The sequence below is a fragment of the Clostridium sp. JS66 genome, from assembly GCF_033561535.1.
Taxonomy (GTDB): Bacteria; Bacillota; Clostridia; order Clostridiales; family Clostridiaceae; genus Clostridium_AM; species Clostridium_AM carboxidivorans.
The window spans coordinates 5,511,189-5,528,465 of the sequence record NZ_CP131467.1 but is presented as its reverse complement, the minus strand read 5'-3'; the positions used below and the strand labels follow the sequence as shown (position 1 = coordinate 5,528,465).

Here is a 17,277-nt window from a genome sequence, read left to right as displayed (position 1 = left end):
ACCCCTTTCCTATATGCTAATAATTTATGAAACTAGCATCAGGAAAGAGTGTATTATAAAACTTTTATGTTATTATTTAATTTTAAATTTACTTAATTCGCCTTCAACCTCATGTATTAAGCTATTTAATGTATCAGCATGAGCACTAACTTCCTGTGATGAAGCAGATTGTTGTTCAATAGAAGCTAACATTTCTTCTGTTGATGCAGAGGTTTCTTGTGATAAAGCTGAAATATTTTCTATCATTTCTGTAACTTTAAGTTTTTCGTCAACTAATATTTTAATAGAATTTGTTTGATTTTTAATATCATTTAAAGATGCTACTATAGAATTCTTTATTGCATTAAAGGAAGTATTTACTTTTTCAACGGCAGCCTTTTGCTGAGAATTTGTTTCATTAGTTTTTTGCATTTCTAATACTGCATCTTTTGTATCATTAATTACTGTAGCAATAATATCCCTAATATTTTCAGAGGATATTTTGGATTGTTCTGCAAGATTCCTAACTTCATCAGCTACAACAGCAAATCCTTTTCCAGATTCACCAGCTCTTGCTGCTTCTATAGAAGCATTTAAGGATAAAAGGTTAGTTTGTTCAGATATACTGGATATTACATCAACAACTTGTATTATGTTGGCTGTTTTTTCATTTAAAGTATTTATTATATTTTCTACCTTTGATAACGAATTTTCTAGATTTTCATAAGTTTTGGATAGATCACAAATATCTCTTTCCCCTAATTCAAGATTTTTATTTGAAACATTAAGTGCCTCATTAGATTTATTACAATTTTGCATTACAAAGTCAATTTCTTTACCTAATTTTTGTGTAGCTCTTGAACCTTTATCCATACTGGTAGCTTGCTCTAAAGTTCCCTTAGATATATGATCTATAGCATTACTTACTTCACTAATAGATTTTGAATTTTCTGATGATATCCTTATTAATTCTTCGGAACTATTATCAACCTTACCAAACTTCTCATATATATTAAGCAATAGAATTTTTACACTATCTAACATATTATTATAATCATTTGAAATTTGAATTCCCTCTGTGATATTATCGATTTTTAGAGGAGTTATAAAATCACCTTCAGATGTTCTCTTAATTGCTGTAGAAATTTTAGTAAATATGTTCATTATGTATTTTGAAATGAAAATACTAGCTATGATAGCAATTATTACTCCAATTATAACTGAAATAAAACTAAACCAAATTAAGTCTTTTGTTGTGCTTGTTATGTAACTATAAGGCATAAGGGAAATAATTTTAATTCCCAATTTATCATAAGTTGAATACTCTACGTAATATTTTTTATTGTTTAAGTTAGTATCCAAATTATCTTCCTTATTTTTATAAACTTCATCAACCCAGTTGTATTGTTTTGCAAATTCATTTTTATCTTCTACAATATTTTTTATATTTTTTTTATTATTATTTTTCACTGAAATATTAACACCGACTTCTTTTACTAATCCAGAAGTTAGTAAAGTTCCAGTTTTGTCACTTATAATAAGCTTATTATTTGTGTTATTTTCAAATTGTTTCCTTAAGTTGCTTATTGAATTTAGATTTATATCGTATGCAACTATACCTATTACATTATTGTCTTTCATTACTGGACAAGAAATTGAGATCATCATATTTCCAGTTATTTTGTCTTTGTAAGCGTCAGACCAACTTACTCCATTTTTTGAAATAGTGTCTTTGTATGTTTTGGTGTCTTTAGGGTTATCAAGATTAGTATAAGGTGCAATAAGCATTTTATTTGCAGTACTATCAATATAGTAAACTGCTGCTAATGATTTATCTGAGCTTAAAAATGTCCCACTTAATTTTTGTATACTGTCAAAGTTATTATTCTGGGCATACAAAGCTGATACAGAATTTGCATAGTTTTTGATTGATAATTCATATTCATTAAAATATGTTTCTATAGCAATTCCTGAAGTTTTTACGATGGAATTATTCTGATTTTTTAAATTGTATGTAAGTGAATTTTGTGAATGAAAACACATGATGCTAATGGTTATTATAAGGCACATTAGTACAGCTAAGATGTTTAAGAATTTTAAAATAAACTTTAGACTTTTTTTACCAGATTTGCTCATAATATTTTTTAATCTCCTTGCGCGATATTTAATATTGTATGGTTTCAAAATATATGATAACTAGATTTATATGTACTAGAAATGAAAATAAAAGGTTTTCTTAGAACTTAAAATCAATAGTTAATATTGAAACTGCACATACAGTATAACTAAAATTTTGGCAAATTTCAACAAAAACATTGTATTTAATACACATTACAAAAAAACTATAAAAACCAATGGAGAGTTTTACAACTTGGTCTTTATAGTTATAATAAAAAATTTATTCCAATTTAAATAGGTGATCATAAAATATCAATAAATAACACATGTTCCTTTTTGTTCAAAGTCATTTAAGGTATTTATATGTTTAGTTTTATCCACATACCCAAGGCCATTTGCAAGAATAGTAACATTGAATCCATTTTTCTGAAGCTCAAGTATTGTTTCTTTAACACAGTATTCACTGGCAATTCCACAGATTACAATTTCATTATCAAGTGTATCGTATAGTTTTTCATTTTTTATGTTTAATGCATTGTAGGCTGAATACTCTTCAACATCATCATTTATACCTTTCTTAAAAACAATTTCAGAATTTTGTGGGGATTTGTTTTTATCTTTTATTCCAAGAGTAAATTTCTTAGAAAGTGAAGCGCCTTCTGTGCCTTCAACACAGTGAATAGGCCATATTCCACCATTTTTTTTAAATGATTTATTAGTAATTTTATGCCAATCACAGGAATAAAATACTTTCAATTCTGGATTTTTATTAATATAGTCTACAATGTTTGATACAGCTTTCTCTGAATTTTGGCATGCAAGACTGCCAGTTATAAAATCATTTTGACAATCAATTATTAATAATGATTTTTTGCTCATAATAATTACCTCCAACTCCATATAAATTTAATGTGAATTTTATAGAGAAGCTAGAAAGGTTTCATATGTGTCATCAAAGGAGTCATATGGGTATGGATTTCCACCATTTGTGCTTTTGCATTGGTTGTCACTAAATTCTTGTCCAATTGCAAAAAGTTCACCAACAGTTATGGCATGTCCTGCATCACAAGCTATTTTGCAAAATGCATCCATAGGATCATCTGCTGAACGTGTTGCAAGGAGCTTCTCTCTTAACAAAGGATCTTTTTTAGCATCAGAATGAAGCAGTTCCAATTCTTTATTTATATCGTTCATAATTACATCTCCTTATACTCTAAATTAATAATATTATTATAGCACTACAGCAGGATTTAGTATATTAACTCAACTTTGCTGACTTATAAATTTAAAGCTTATTTTGCATTAGCAAAATAAGCTTTAAAATAAATTAGTTTTCCGACGTAAGGAAGAAAACTCACGTTCATTGTCCTCTGTCCTATGTCAATTGTCCTCTAATATATTGGCATTCTATATTATTTATCCATTTTGTTTTTGTTAAAGTTAATTAAGCATCCAGATAATAAAATTTCTATTTCATTGTCTGTAAGTTGACCAACACTTAAGGATATTTCTTTCATTTCATTGCCTACAATATAACCTTTGATTTCAGGTTTTCTTTCTCTAATTGAATTTACTACATCTGTAAGATAAATAAAGTCTCCACATTTAAATTCTGGTTCTCCATCCATAAGTAATGGTAGTATTCCCCAGTTAATAAGGTTTGAACGGTATCTCTTAGTAGCATATTCTTTTGCTATATTTGCAAATCCACCTAAAACCTTTTGACAGCTTGCTGCTTGTTCTCTTGCAGAACCATCTCCTGGCTTATTAGCATAAATCATGCTTCCGATTAATGTGTTATTTTTATCAAAATTGCAGAACTTAGCTGAGAGCTTTTCATAAGCTTCTTTTAAAGCTGTGTTATCTTCTTCAGGAGTAGATCCTTCCAATCTCTTAATTTCAGCAGCTTGAATTTCTTTTGAACGGCCTACATAATGTGGGTCTTTTCTACAAAGTGTAAAACTTGCTAACTTATGAGGATTTGAACGATAGCTTGATGTATCTCCTGATGGAATAAGTTCATCTGTTGTAGTTACTGGATCTAATAATACTGATGCTACTTGAAGAAGCATGTTATCTGTTAATGGTTCCATCTTTGGCCAATCTGCAATGTTTGGACCAAATCTTAATTCTGTATCATCATTTCCTTTATTGTAAGATTGTAATACTCTGTTATCATATATAGTCTTATTGAAGTAATACTTTGGAATTTCAGAGTTAATTCCTTCAAGTTCAGTAGCTGCTGTAATAAGTCCTTTGTTAACTGCTGTGGCTGCAATTGAACGAGCATCCATTAATGCAACTGAAGCAATTTGTCCATCTCCTGGTTTTGAACCTTCTCTGTTAGGGAAGTTTCTTGTAGTATGTCTAACTGATAAGGAATTGTTTGCAGGGGTATCTCCGCCGCCAAAGCATGGTCCACAGAAAGCTGTTTTTAAAACTGTCCCTGTTGGTATAAGTTTTGAAGCAATTCCATTATCCACTAAGCTTTGATATACTGGCATACTTGATGGATAAACACTTAAAGTAAATTCTGCATTTCCAATAGATTTTCCGTCAAGTATATTTGCTGCTGCACAAATATTTTCATAATTTCCACCTGCACATCCAGCAATTGATCCTTGTTCAGAGAATAATCTTCCATTTATAACTTTATCCTTTAATGAGAATTTTAAGTCAGTTCCCTTGAAGAGTTTTTGTCCTTCTTTTTCTACTTTGTCCAAAATATCCATCATGTTTGCATTAAGTTCATTAATTGTATAAACATTACTTGGATGGAATGGAAGTGCTATCATTGATTGTACTTTAGATAAGTCAACAGTTATTATCTTATCATAGTAAGCAACTTCTTCTGGATTAAGTTCTGAGTAATCATTTCCTCTTTGGTGAACTTCAAGATAATCTTTTACTTTATCATCTGTACACCAAATTGATGTAAGACATGTAGTTTCAGTAGTCATTACGTCTATCCCAGTTCTATATTCAACACTTAAGTTTTTAATTCCAGGTCCAACGAATTCCATAACTCTATTTTTAACGAAGCCGTTTTTAAATACAGCACCAATTATGCTAAGAGCAACGTCTTGTGGTCCAATACCTGGGTTTGGTGTTCCAGTAAGATAAACACCAACAACTTCTGGATAATCTACATCATATGTGTTAGATAGCAACTGTTTAACTAATTCTCCGCCACCTTCACCTATTGCCATAGTTCCTAATGCACCATAACGGGTATGACTATCTGAACCTAGAATCATTTTTCCACATCCAGCCATCATTTCTCGCATATATTGGTGGATAACTGCAATATGTGGTGGAACAAAAATTCCGCCATATTTTTTAGCTGCTGATAATCCAAATAAATGGTCATCTTCATTAATTGTTCCCCCAACAGCACAAAGACTGTTGTGGCAGTTTGTTAGTACATAAGGTATTGGAAATTTTTCAAGGCCTGAAGCTCTTGCTGTTTGTACAATACCTACAAAAGTTATATCATGAGATGTCAAAGCATCAAATTTTAATTGTAATTTATCAGGATTACCTGATTTATTGTGATCTTGTAAAATACCATAAGCTATAGTATTTTTCTTAGCTTCTTCTTGATTAAGATATTTTTCACCTAATTTAGCTTTAATACATTCATCAGATTCTTTGTTATTGAAAATTAAATCATTACCGTTTAACAAATATGCGCCTTCGCCGTATAAATTGATCATGGGTACCTCCTGTAAATATTATAAAATTTAGATAAATCTTACTAATTGAAAGTTCTTCGTTTTTATAATTCAAATTATAACATATAAAAAAGTAATATTCAAAATTTGTTTGTTGATTTTACAAATGTTTAACGTTTGTAAACATAATAAACAAATGTTGAAACAATTACCATTGTATGCTAAAACAAAGTGCAAGTTTTTTATTAAATATCCTTTTGATTTTTTGGAAAAACTGTTTTTAAAATAGAAATAAACTCTCTGGCAGCTACTGAAAGATATCTGCCTTTTTTGTAGGCAACTATTACATCTCTAGTGGGTTTCAATTTGTCAATTGAACAATAAAGTGGATAAGGTTCTGTTTGATGAGAAGATATTAATGTATCAGGAACAAAAGTGATACCCATACCTGCTTTTGCTAATGCATGAGCGGCTTCAATACTTTCACTTTCAAGTATAATTCGCGGAGAAAAGCCAGCTTGCTCACAAAGTGAAGTAGCCATTTTATGAAGTTTTTGATCCCTCTTTAGCAAAATAAATGGCTCATTTTTAAGTTCTTTAAGTTCAATTGTAGGATGAGTAGATTTAGTAGAAGTTTTATATTTAATCTTACTTTGTATAGGATGATTTGGAGGAATTACAACTAGTATTTCCTCTGAGAATATAGTTTCAAAGTCAAGCATGTCATTTTGCATAGGGGTTGTTATTAAGTCAATATCGGTTGAACCCTTCACTGCTAAAGTTTCTAGGGTACTAGAGATATCTTCGATAAGAACTACTTCAATATCAGGAAATTTATCATGAAATATTGGAAGGATTTTTGGCATAATGTAAGTGCTTCTAACTGGAGAAAGTCCTATAATAACACGACCTTTTTTTCGATTAGCAATATCGTTAATTTGTTGATACAGCTGATCTTTTAGATCTAAAATATTCTTGGCTGTTTCAATGTATAGCTCTCCTGCAAATGTAAGCTTTAATGGTGAGGAAGATCTATCAAAAAGTTGTGTACCTAATTCAAGTTCTATTTTTTGAATATATTGACTCAATGAAGGTTGAGATATAAATAATTTATTTGCAGCTTTAGAAAAATTTTTTTCTTCAGCTACTGTTAATACATATTGTAATTGTCTAAAATCCATTAAAGTATCCTCCTTGACTACTATAGGTTAAAAGTTATAATGTTTATATTAATTATAGTATTAGATATATTATATATTACATGATAGAATATGACTAGATAAATATTAGAATTCAACAAAGTTTAGATAATTGACGGAAAGGTTGTTATTTATGATAAATTTAATTATGACTTTAATTGTTGCAATTCTTGGTGGTACTATTGCACTGCGTCTTAAAATTCCAGCAGGTGCCATGGTTGGGTCTATGGTGGTTGTAGCTGTGTTTAGTGTTATTACAGGACATGCGTTTATTCCACAGAATATAAAAATCATAACTCAGATATGTGCTGGAGCATATATTGGAGACAGTATAAAACGTAAAGACGTATTGGAAATGAAGTTAATAATAAAACCTGCTATTTTAATGGTGGTAAGCATGATAACTTTAGATCTTTTTATGGGATATGTAATGTTTAGAGTTACAAGAATTGATTTAATAACAGCGTTATTTTCAACAGCGCCTGCAGGTATTGTAGATATGTCGCTTATAAGTGATGATTTTGGAGCAGATACTTCAAAGGTAGTGGTTTTGCATCTTATTAGACTTGTTACTGTACTAATTGTGTTTCCTCCAATGATGAATTTTATAGCTAAGAGCTTTAAAAATGAAGATAAAAATGCTTTGGATGAAATAGCTAGTAGTGTTGATGAAGCAAATTTACAAAGAAAATCAAATAGAGCAAAAAATAAAAGCACATTAAAAGAAAAATCAATAAATTTATTGATAACTACAGTTTTAGCTTTAGCAACTGGTTTGATTGGATATATACTAAAAATTCCAGCTGGTACAATGACATTTTCAATGGCTGCAGTAGGTGCTCTCAATGTAATTTTTGATAAAGGCTTCATGCCGCTAAATCTTAGGAGATTAACTCAAATGTTTGCAGGAGCTCTCATAGGATCAAGAGTTACATACGGAGATATAGTACAGCTAAAAAGCATATTAATACCTGCTTTTATCCTTTTAATAGGTATTATTTCTGTTAATTTATTTATTGGATTTTTAATAAATAAAACTAGTGGACTTGAACTTATAACTTCTCTTTTAGCTAGTGCCCCTGGTGGATTATCAGATATGGCACTTATAGCAAAGGATTTGGGAGGAGACGCACCTAAAATTGCCATTTTACATACAGTAAGAGTTGTAACTGTAATTGGTATTTTTCCAGTGCTGATTAAAATTGTGACATCGTGAAAAAACAAGTACAGTTTTTCATATACATAAACAACTTTATGGCACTTATATTTAAAAGTTGTTTATGTATATGATATTAAGTAGAAAACTATTTATATGTAGAATTCGTAACCTATTCCCCATACGGTTTTTATATGTTTTGGTTTACTTGGTATATCTTCAATTTTATTTCTAAGATATTTTATATAAACCATTATGCTATTGTCATCGCTGTTATTATCTTGCCAAACACTTTGGTAAAGTTGTTCTTTTGAAAATACCTGGTTTGGATGTTCCATAAAGAACTTCATTAATTTTGTTTCCTTTGAAGATAGTTTGAGTTCTATATCATTTTTATAAAATTTATACGTATTCAAGTCATATTTAAAAGGAAAATGAACTATTATGTTTGAGTCAGTGTTTTCATGTAATATTTCTTTACGTCTTTTTATTTTTGATTTTACCTGTGCAGAAAGAACTGAAGGACTAAAAGGTTTTGTAATATAACTATCTGCACCTATGTCTAGGCCTTTTACAATATCTTCATCATCTTTTTTACCACTAAGAAAGATAATTGGAAGCTGTAAGTTATGTTTTCTGATTTCTCTTGCAACGTCATATCCAGATATGTCATCCATCAATATGTCTAATAGTACTAAATCAAAGCTATATTTATTTATCATTTCAAGGCCTTGACTTCCATTTTGAGCTTGATAAACTAGCATATCTTGAGTTGAAAGTATTTTATAAATTAATTTTCTTATAGGTTCTTCATCTTCAACAATAAGTATTCTGATTTGTTCCATAATTAACCTCACAGTATAAAATTTTAATTAATATATAGTAATTAAATAAAGCAGAAAACAATTACATAATACTAAACACTAAACAAAATATAGTAATAACTGAAAAGGTGTACATTACAAAAAATATGTATAAGGTATATATTACAAAAAAATATGTTAGGAAAAATGGTTTAAAATTTAATTATAATTGTAATACAATTATAATTGAACTGCAAGAGCATAATTATTATTTCGAATGGAGGTAAAAGGGTGATTGTAAGGCTATTTGATAGATTAAGGGAAAAATTAGTACCAAAAAATAAAATTATAAGAACAGTTGTATATATACTTTTAGTTGTAATTTTAAGTGGATTTATATATCTTGCATACAATGAATATAAAAAGACAATCATAGTTCAACAAGAGCAGCAAATGCTAAGTATTTCAAGGTCTATATCACGAAGTATAGAAATGTATAATGATGATGTTATGGATAGTGTAAAGTCTATTGCTTTAGATAAGGATTTTATTAAAAGCGTCTCTTATATTGAAAATGGAGAAATGCTTGATGTTTATGATAATAAAATCAAGGCATATTATCAAACAAAGGATGAGGATATAGATTCAATCTGTTTTTATAATAAAAATGGAAAACTTGTAACACAGTATCCAAAAGGTTTGCAAAATATGGAGAGTGTTCTTCAAACAGATATTGATGCTGCTATATCAAAGAAAAAGACTTACATTGGAAAAGTACACTTAAACAAAAGTAAAAACATTTTTATTTACAGTGTATATCAACCCATTTTTGATGAAGACAATTTCAAAGGTGTGATTTCAGTACAACTAAGAGCTGATGCTATCTATAAAAAGTTAATTGCTCCTGTAAAAGTAGGAGAAAAGGGATATGCAATGGTTAAAGATCAAGATGGAATAATAATTATGCACCAATTAAAAGAACAGATTGGTATAGATGTTATTGAAACGAGAAAACAAATGTATCCTGGACTAGATTTTAGAGAACTTGAAGAACTAATAGATCGTCAGCTTAAAGGAGAAGAAGGTACTGCAATTTACCATTCTTACTGGTGGGGAGAATCATCACTAAAAAAAGCCAAGAAACTTAATGCTTTTACTCCTGTTAAGCTTGGTAATTATTTTTGGGTTGTTGCAGTGACAATGTCTTATGATGAGGTACAAAGACCTATTAATAGATTTTTAGTTATAGTTATTGGAATAGTTATAATAATTATCATAATTATATATTTTTTTCTTTCGGAACTATTTAGAATGAAAAAGAATAAAGAAGCACTTGAGAAAGAGACAGAGTATTTAAGAATTTTAAATGAATCTTCTGAGAAACTTAGAAAAAAAGAGGCCGAGCTTTATCATTCTCATAAATTAAAAATGATTGGTACACTTGCTGGCGGAATTGCTCATGATATTAATAATTTACTTACGCCTATATTGGGTTACTCGGAATTATTGTTTATGAGAACTGGAGAAGATGAGGAATATTATGAGGATATTGAAGAAATACTTAAGGCTTCAAAAAAAGGAAAAGATTTAATTGAACAAATATTGCTTTTCACTAGAAATGATAAGGAAAATGTTAAAATAGAACCAGTTAATATTAATGATATCATCAAAGAAACTATAAATCTTTTAAAAGCAGTTATACCTAAAAATGTAACTCTTAAAGAAAATATAAATAAAGATTGTGGATATATAAAAGCTAATCCTACTCAAATTCATCAAGTTATATTTAATTTATGTACAAATGCTTATCAGTCATTAGGAAATAACAGAGGTGAAGTTGAAATATATTTAAATACTGTTAGTGGAATAGAGGCTAATAATATTAATAATTCACTTTTGGAAAAGCATGATTATGTTGAATTGATGATTAAAGATGATGGTTGTGGAATGGATGAAGAAACTAAAAAGAGAATTTTTGATCCTTTCTTTACCACAAAGGATATTGGGAAGGGATCTGGTTTAGGATTATTTGTAGTTCAAAGCATAGTAAATAAATATGGTGGAGTAATAATGATGGACAGTGAGATAGACATAGGAAGTTGTTTTAACGTTTACCTACCTTTAGTCAATGAAGAATCAGATGTGGAGAAAGATGAAAATTCGGAGTGCAAGTTACTTAAAGATAACTTAAGTAGCAAAAAAAGAATACTAGTAATAGATGATAACTTAGAAAATATAAAAGTAATAAAAAAATCTTTAGAACATCTTGGCTTTGAGGTAGTAGTAAAAACGGATGGAAGAAAAGCAATAAAGTTATTTAAGAAGAATAGTAAAAAGTTTGATATTGTTATTACCGATTACATGATGCCAAATATTAAAGGAATTGAGTTAGCATCAGAAATAAAAAAAATAAAAAATGATGTAGCTGTTATACTGATGTCTGGATATGTTGATGAAAGTGATATGAATTATAACTCCATCGTTGATGCATTTGTTAGAAAGCCTATAGAATTGTCTGAGCTTTTAGAAGTAATAAATAAGGTTTCATAGGAATAACAAAGGTGTTAGCAATGACAACTATGGGATAAATAAAGAAGAAGCTGTCTGAAATTCAGACAACTTCTTTTATTAATATTTATAGATGCAAAACTCCTGTTATTACTAATGTCACTACATATATTACATATAACACCAAACAAAGTGGTAAACAGAATCTCTGCCATTCGCCTAGATCTTGGTCTGTTAAACCTAATAATATATATATTGATGCAACTAATGGACTTAATAAGTGAACTGCTTGTCCTGTTAATGCTGCAACACCAAGTTGGAAATTATTGAATCCATATGCTGCACCAGCCTTCATAAGTACAGGTAATACACCGAAATAGTAAGCATCGTTTGATAGGAATAATGTACCTGGTATACTTATTAAACTAGTAATGCCTAGGAAATGTGGAGCCATGGATGAAGGAATTAATGCTATAATATTGTTTCCCATAGCTTCTGCCATTTTTGAATCTGACAAAACTCCCATAAATACACCTGCTGCAAATATTACAAGAACAGTAGGAACGATATTTTCAGCTTGACTTGCTATAACGTCTTTTTGTTCTTTTAAAGTTCTATAGTTTACTAATAAAGCTAAAGCTGAGCCTATTGCAAAACATACATTAGAAGGAACCTTTTGTGAAAGTAAAGCAGCACATACGATAAGAGTTAAAATGAAGTTTATCCATATTAGTTTTGGTCTTTTAAGCTCTTCTTCTTCTGCTGTTAATGTTGCAGCCATTTCAGCTTCAGCTGAACTACTAAGATCGACTATTCCTAAACGGTTACGTTCTTTTTTACCTAAGAAATAAGCAACTACTAGTACATAAATTATACCAAGTACCATTCCAGGAAGGAAAGGCTGCATTAGTACGCTGCCATCAATTTTTGTAACTGTAGCAACACGGGCAGTTGGACCACCCCATGGTATAAGGTTAAGTATAGTATTCATCATTATTACCATTGCTGCCAAATAAAGTTTGTTGATCTTAAGTTTGTTATAAACTGGGACCATAGCTGAACATACAATTAAGTCTGTAGTTGTTCCATCTCCATCTAGAGATACTACAGCTGCCAAAATAGCTGTTCCGATTATTACCTTAAGTGGGTCGCCTTTTACAGCTTTTACTACAAATTTAACTAGTGGATCAAATAATCCAGCAGTTAACATCATACCAAAGAAAAGGATTGCAAAGAATAGTAAAGAAGCTGTACCTGCAACACTCTTAACACCACTTGCTGCAAAATCTGCAAGTTTTGGTCCGAATCCACCAATGAAACCGAATACAATTGGGACAATAATAAGTGAAGTAAATGGACTCATACGTTTAGTCATTATTAATACTAAGAAAACAATAACGGTTAAGTAACCTAATGCTGCTAATAAAGTCATAAATAATACCTCCTTGATTTTGTCGATATGTGCTAAACTATGTTGCGCATTTTATACCGTTTAGCATATCGTTAAAAATTTAATAATTTCGAGCTCGTTTTTTATTATAATTACATTAAATGCTAAGTTCAATTGCTTTTTTGATAATTTCTTAGATTGTCAATAATAATTTTTTTATTATTAAAATGCCCTTAAAATATTCTTAAAATATTCTTAAAATTTATTAATTTAATATTTTACAAATTATTCATGAAATATTTTAAAGCATTTTTATATAAAATCAGTTTATTTGTTGAATTGTGAAAAAATATAATACTTTTAAGATGATATTTTAAAGGGTTTATTGTTGTTTAAAACTTATTATGTAGTATAATATACTTACGATGGAAAGGAGGTTTTTTATGACGGATTATATGGATGAATTTGTAAAGAATACGAATTTTAATCAGAACAAGCCAATAAGAGAAATAGTATATGAAGGTTTAAGAAAGACAATTATTAGCGGCGTTGTTCCAGTAGGGGAAAGAATTATAGAAAAAGAATATGCTGGAAGATTAAATATTAGCAGAACACCTGTAAGGGAAGCATTAAGAAAATTGGAAGAAGAAGAATTAGTTGAAAGTGTACATCGTATAGGGGTAGTAGTAAAAAGAATTTCAAAGGAAGATGTTATTGAGGTCTATAAGATAAGGCATTCATTAGAAGTGCTGGCAACCACAACTGCAATGGAAAATATAACTCCAAAAGAACTGGAAGAATTAGAAGCATTACTGAATTTAACAGAACAGAAAAATAGGGAAGGCGATGTTAAAGAAGTAATAAGATTGTTTGGAGAATTTAATTCTTTAATATATAAAGCTAGCAAAATGAAAAGATTAGCTAGTATGATTAGTAAGTTAAATGATTATATTGGAAAGTTTAGGGATATCTCTATAACTGATGATGAGAGAAGAGAAAAAGCTTTAGTTGAGCACAGACAAATTTTAAAGACAATATCAGAAAAAAATGCTGAAGGTATTGATAAAATTATAGAAAGGCATTTACATATTTCGCTAGATATTGTGTATTCAACAATGAAAGATGAGGAATAAAATATTGAGACAAAATAATGAATTTGCACATTATGTAGCTTCTTTAGCACAAAGATCAATACTTTATGAGGTTAGTACAACTCCTAAACCCGGATTAGTAGATCGTGATAATACAGGTTCGCATAAGGACATGGATTTTTTTACCTTCATGGCAAGTAGTTCTGCACTTTATAATGGTTTGTATGAATGTGTTCTTGAAGGTATGTCTTTTAATGGGTTAGATAGTACAAAGCTCATGGATAGATTGAGGGCTCCAGGCATTAAATGTGAGAAATCTATGTTTGAAGCTACAAAAGGTGTTAATACTCATAAGGGAATAATATTTTCATTAGGGATTCTTTGTGCAGCAGTAGGTAATTTATATAGAAAACATAAAAAAGAAAATTTTTTTATAGATGAAGTTTGTAATGAAGTAAAAGATATTACTAGAGATTTGACAGTTAAAGATTTTAAAGGAATTAGTATAAAAACCAATCTAACTCATGGTGAACGACTATTTAAAGAATATGGATTTAAGGGTATACGTGGTGAAGTAGAAGGTGGTTTTCAAACTGTTCAAAAGCAGGCAATACCAATTATTAGACAGTGGAGTAAAAATAGGCAACTTTCTATTAATGATTTGTTTTTACAAGTTTTGATGAGTATTATGACTGAAAGTGAAGATACCAATGTAGTTATTAGAGGAGGAATTGAAAGTCTTAATTATACTAAAAATATATCAAAAGAATTTATAAAGCTTGGTGGAATGAATCAAATTGATGCAATAAAAAAATTAGAAATTATGAATATAAAGTTTGTGGAAAAAAATATAAGTCCTGGTGGTTCTGCAGATCTTCTTGCAGTAAGTATTTTTCTCGGATTCATTGAAGAAATCATCAACTAGGATAGAATAAGGCTTAGGGATACTTGAAAGTATCCCTATTTTTTTCGACAAAAAACAGGAAAAATATGAGAAAAACATCAAAAGTGCAGGAAAGAACATCAAAAAAACTTGGTCATGGAAGAACTCTGTCTTATAATTGACTTACAGAATGAAACTCTTAATTTGTTAAAGGAGGGAAGTAAGAATTATGGATTACGGCCTTCAAGATAGAAGAATATTTTTAGATGATTTAGGTGAAAGAAAAAAAATTGAATTATTTTTAAACAATGAAGGTATTAGATTAGATAAAAATCTTGAGTACACTATTGGAGTTTATGATTCAAAACAATTAGTGGCAACAGGTTCATTTTTTAAAAATACTTTAAGATGCCTAGCTGTAAGTTCAGACTATAAGGGACAAGGAGTAACCAATATGTTGGTTTCAGAGCTTATGAGTGAACAATATTACAGAGGTTACACAGATATATTTCTGTATACTAAATGTGATACAGCAAAATTTTTTCAAAATGCAGGATTTAATGAAATTGCTAGAATAGAAGATGCAGTTGTGTTAATGGAAAATAACCCCAATGGAATACAACAATATGTTAAGAGTTTATCAAAAAAAAGAGTAGATGCTGATAAGGTAGCTAGCATTGTAGTTAATGCAAATCCGTTTACTCTTGGACATCAGTACTTGATAGAAAAGGTTGCAAGTGAAAATGATATTGTTCATCTATTTGTGGTTTCAGAGGATGCATCAATCATACCATTTTCAGTTAGATATGACCTTGTAAAAAAAGGTACAAAGCACTTAAAAAATGTCATTATTCATAAAGCAGGAAATTATATTATATCTAGTGCTACATTTCCATCATATTTCATCAAGGATGGAAGATCAGTAGTTGACACTCATGCAAGATTGGACTTAGAAATATTTAAAAGGTACATTGTGCCAGCATTAGGCATAAACAGAAGATATGTAGGAGAAGAACCTTATTGTAAAGTAACAAAAAAATATAACGAAATAATGAAATCAACTTTGGAAAAAGCAGGTGTTGAATGCATAATAGTTCCAAGGTTGAAATTGAAAGGTGAGGCAATAAGTGCTTCAAAAGTTAGGAATTGTGTAAAAGAAGGAAAAATGGCTGAAGTTAAAAAACTAGTTCCAAACAGCACTTATGAATATTTTAAATCTAAAGCTGCAGCGGAATTAGTAGAAAAAATTAAAAATAATATTGGAAGACACTAAAGGGAGGTACAATTAATGGAAATTAAACAAGTCTCAATAGCTGGAACTTTGGAATCAAGTGATATACAGGTAAGAATTGAACCTAAGGAAGAAGCTGGAATAGAGATTGAATTAAAGAGTAGTGTTGAAAAACAATTTGGAAGACAAATAAGAAAAGTTATAAAAGAAACTTTAGAAACTATGAAAGTTGAAAATGCAAAAGTAATGGCTATAGATAAAGGCGCATTAGATTGCGTTATAAAAGCAAGAGTTGAATGTGCTACTTTTAGAGCAGCAGGATTAACTCAAAATATAAACTGGGAGGTAATTGACTAATGGGACGTTTAAGAAGAACCATGATGTTTTTACCAGGTAGCAATGCTGGTATGGTTAAAGATGCTTATATTTATGGAGCTGATTCACTAATGTTTGATTTAGAAGATGCAGTTGCATTAACTGAAAAGGATTCAGCTAGACTTTTAGTATATAATGCTATAAAAAATGTAGACTATGGCAATACCGAATTAGTTGTAAGAGTAAATGCTTTAGACTCCCCTTATGGAAGAGATGATATAGAAGCTGTTGTAAGAGCTGGTGTTGATGTAATAAGATTACCAAAAACTGAAACAGCACAGGACATTCTTGATGTTGAAGCTGTAATTGAAGAAGTAGAAAAGAAAATTGGAAGAGAAGTAGGTTCTACTAAAATGATGGCTGCAATTGAAAGTGCATTAGGAATTATAAATGCATACGACATTTGTAAGGCAAGTAAACGTCTTATAGGTGTAGCAATAGGTGCAGAAGACTATGTTACTAACATGAAGACTAAAAGATTCCCTGATGGAATGGAACTTTTAGGTGCAAGAACTCAACTTATAATAGCAGCAAGAGCAGCAGGAATAGCTTGTTTTGATACTGTATATAGTGATGTTGACAATGAAGAAGGCTTCAGAAATGAAGTTAAATTAATACATCAATTAGGCTTTGATGGCAAATCAGTAATAAATCCGAGACAAATAGCTCCAGTAAATGAAATTTATACACCAACAGATGCAGAAATAAAAAGATCTGTAAATGTTGTAAGAGCAGCAAAAGATGCAGCAGAAAGAGGACTAGGTGTTATTTCTCTTAATGGTAAAATGATTGATAAACCAATTATTGAAAGAGCCGAAAGAGTGCTTGAATTAGCAAAAGCTGCAGGCGTGTATAAGGAGGAAATCTAAT

14 protein-coding genes are annotated in these 17,277 nt (G+C 29.9%); 7 read left to right on the top strand and 7 right to left on the bottom strand.

The genetic code is table 11. The features are described from left to right. Positions 1–72: 72 nt before the first annotated feature. From Q6H37_RS25660 to Q6H37_RS25640, 5 genes are all read right to left on the bottom strand, one after another. Positions 73–2,115 (bottom strand): methyl-accepting chemotaxis protein, encoded by a 2,043-nt coding sequence (locus tag Q6H37_RS25660; RefSeq protein WP_318737661.1) that lies wholly within the window; start codon positions 2,113–2,115, stop codon positions 73–75. A gap of 294 nt (positions 2,116–2,409) precedes the next feature. Continuing rightward, positions 2,410–2,976 carry an isochorismatase family protein gene (locus Q6H37_RS25655; RefSeq protein WP_318737659.1) on the bottom strand — a complete coding sequence of 189 codons (567 nt, stop codon included), beginning with the start codon at positions 2,974–2,976 and terminating at the stop codon, positions 2,410–2,412. A 39-nt stretch (positions 2,977–3,015) separates the two neighbouring features. After that, on the bottom strand, positions 3,016–3,291 hold the full coding sequence (locus Q6H37_RS25650; protein ID WP_318737657.1) for a hypothetical protein: 276 nt from the start codon (positions 3,289–3,291) through the stop codon (positions 3,016–3,018). Between the two features lie 218 nt (positions 3,292–3,509). After that, on the bottom strand, positions 3,510–5,813 hold the full coding sequence (locus Q6H37_RS25645; RefSeq protein WP_318737656.1) for a hydratase: 2,304 nt from the start codon (positions 5,811–5,813) through the stop codon (positions 3,510–3,512). A gap of 203 nt (positions 5,814–6,016) precedes the next feature. Then, positions 6,017–6,952 carry a LysR family transcriptional regulator gene (locus Q6H37_RS25640; RefSeq protein WP_318737654.1) on the bottom strand — a complete coding sequence of 312 codons (936 nt, stop codon included), beginning with the start codon at positions 6,950–6,952 and terminating at the stop codon, positions 6,017–6,019. Positions 6,953–7,103: 151 nt separating this feature from the next. Between Q6H37_RS25640 and Q6H37_RS25635 the strand changes: the two genes are divergently transcribed. Continuing rightward, entirely contained in the window at positions 7,104–8,186 is a 1,083-nt protein-coding gene (locus Q6H37_RS25635; protein ID WP_318737652.1) for an AbrB family transcriptional regulator, read from the top strand. A gap of 92 nt (positions 8,187–8,278) precedes the next feature. Here Q6H37_RS25635 and Q6H37_RS25630 read toward each other — a convergent pair whose 3' ends face one another. Beyond that, on the bottom strand, positions 8,279–8,971 hold the full coding sequence (locus Q6H37_RS25630; RefSeq protein WP_318737650.1) for a response regulator transcription factor: 693 nt from the start codon (positions 8,969–8,971) through the stop codon (positions 8,279–8,281). 249 nt (positions 8,972–9,220) lie between these two features. Between Q6H37_RS25630 and Q6H37_RS25625 the strand changes: the two genes are divergently transcribed. Next, positions 9,221–11,479 (top strand): cache domain-containing protein, encoded by a 2,259-nt coding sequence (locus tag Q6H37_RS25625; RefSeq protein ID WP_318737648.1) that lies wholly within the window; start codon positions 9,221–9,223, stop codon positions 11,477–11,479. An 85-nt stretch (positions 11,480–11,564) separates the two neighbouring features. On the opposite strand, the gene Q6H37_RS25620 is transcribed toward Q6H37_RS25625, so the two are convergent. After that, positions 11,565–12,869 carry a citrate:proton symporter gene (locus Q6H37_RS25620; protein WP_318737646.1) on the bottom strand — a complete coding sequence of 435 codons (1,305 nt, stop codon included), beginning with the start codon at positions 12,867–12,869 and terminating at the stop codon, positions 11,565–11,567. Positions 12,870–13,270: 401 nt separating this feature from the next. Between Q6H37_RS25620 and Q6H37_RS25615 the strand changes: the two genes are divergently transcribed. The 5 genes from Q6H37_RS25615 to citE all read left to right on the top strand — a co-directional run bounded on the left by Q6H37_RS25615 (position 13,271) and on the right by citE (position 17,276). Next, positions 13,271–13,960: a GntR family transcriptional regulator gene (locus Q6H37_RS25615; RefSeq protein ID WP_318737644.1), complete on the top strand. Its 690-nt coding sequence runs from the start codon at positions 13,271–13,273 to the stop codon at positions 13,958–13,960. 4 nt (positions 13,961–13,964) lie between these two features. After that, the gene (gene citG / locus Q6H37_RS25610; RefSeq protein WP_318737643.1) at positions 13,965–14,843 is read left to right on the top strand and encodes a triphosphoribosyl-dephospho-CoA synthase CitG; all 879 of its coding nucleotides are present in this window, start codon (positions 13,965–13,967) and stop codon (positions 14,841–14,843) included. Positions 14,844–15,030: 187 nt separating this feature from the next. Beyond that, complete coding sequence (gene citC / locus Q6H37_RS25605) at positions 15,031–16,074, top strand: [citrate (pro-3S)-lyase] ligase (protein ID WP_318737641.1); 1,044 nt, start codon at positions 15,031–15,033, stop codon at positions 16,072–16,074. Between the two features lie 15 nt (positions 16,075–16,089). Then, the gene (citD, locus tag Q6H37_RS25600; RefSeq protein ID WP_007060773.1) at positions 16,090–16,389 is read left to right on the top strand and encodes a citrate lyase acyl carrier protein; all 300 of its coding nucleotides are present in this window, start codon (positions 16,090–16,092) and stop codon (positions 16,387–16,389) included. Then, complete coding sequence (gene citE, locus Q6H37_RS25595; RefSeq protein WP_318737637.1) at positions 16,389–17,276, top strand: citrate (pro-3S)-lyase subunit beta; 888 nt, start codon at positions 16,389–16,391, stop codon at positions 17,274–17,276. The genes citD and citE overlap by 1 nt, the downstream gene beginning before the upstream one ends. The last annotated feature ends 1 nt before the right edge of the window (position 17,277 follow it).

What these genes read in the sequence shown, in the direction of transcription:
- Q6H37_RS25660 (WP_318737661.1), bottom strand. Translation starts at nt 2,115, where the DNA reads ATGAGCAAATCTGGTAAAAAAAGTCTAAAGTTTATTTTAAAATTCTTA.
- Q6H37_RS25655 (WP_318737659.1), bottom strand. Translation starts at nt 2,976, where the DNA reads ATGAGCAAAAAATCATTATTAATAATTGATTGTCAAAATGATTTTATA.
- Q6H37_RS25650 (WP_318737657.1), bottom strand. Translation starts at nt 3,291, where the DNA reads ATGAACGATATAAATAAAGAATTGGAACTGCTTCATTCTGATGCTAAA.
- Q6H37_RS25645 (WP_318737656.1), bottom strand. Translation starts at nt 5,813, where the DNA reads ATGATCAATTTATACGGCGAAGGCGCATATTTGTTAAACGGTAATGAT.
- Q6H37_RS25640 (WP_318737654.1), bottom strand. Translation starts at nt 6,952, where the DNA reads ATGGATTTTAGACAATTACAATATGTATTAACAGTAGCTGAAGAAAAA.
- Q6H37_RS25635 (WP_318737652.1), top strand. Translation starts at nt 7,104, where the DNA reads ATGATAAATTTAATTATGACTTTAATTGTTGCAATTCTTGGTGGTACT.
- Q6H37_RS25630 (WP_318737650.1), bottom strand. Translation starts at nt 8,971, where the DNA reads ATGGAACAAATCAGAATACTTATTGTTGAAGATGAAGAACCTATAAGA.
- Q6H37_RS25620 (WP_318737646.1), bottom strand. Translation starts at nt 12,869, where the DNA reads ATGACTTTATTAGCAGCATTAGGTTACTTAACCGTTATTGTTTTCTTA.
- Q6H37_RS25615 (WP_318737644.1), top strand. Translation starts at nt 13,271, where the DNA reads ATGACGGATTATATGGATGAATTTGTAAAGAATACGAATTTTAATCAG.
- citC (WP_318737641.1), top strand. Translation starts at nt 15,031, where the DNA reads ATGGATTACGGCCTTCAAGATAGAAGAATATTTTTAGATGATTTAGGT.
- citD (WP_007060773.1), top strand. Translation starts at nt 16,090, where the DNA reads ATGGAAATTAAACAAGTCTCAATAGCTGGAACTTTGGAATCAAGTGAT.
- citE (WP_318737637.1), top strand. Translation starts at nt 16,389, where the DNA reads ATGGGACGTTTAAGAAGAACCATGATGTTTTTACCAGGTAGCAATGCT.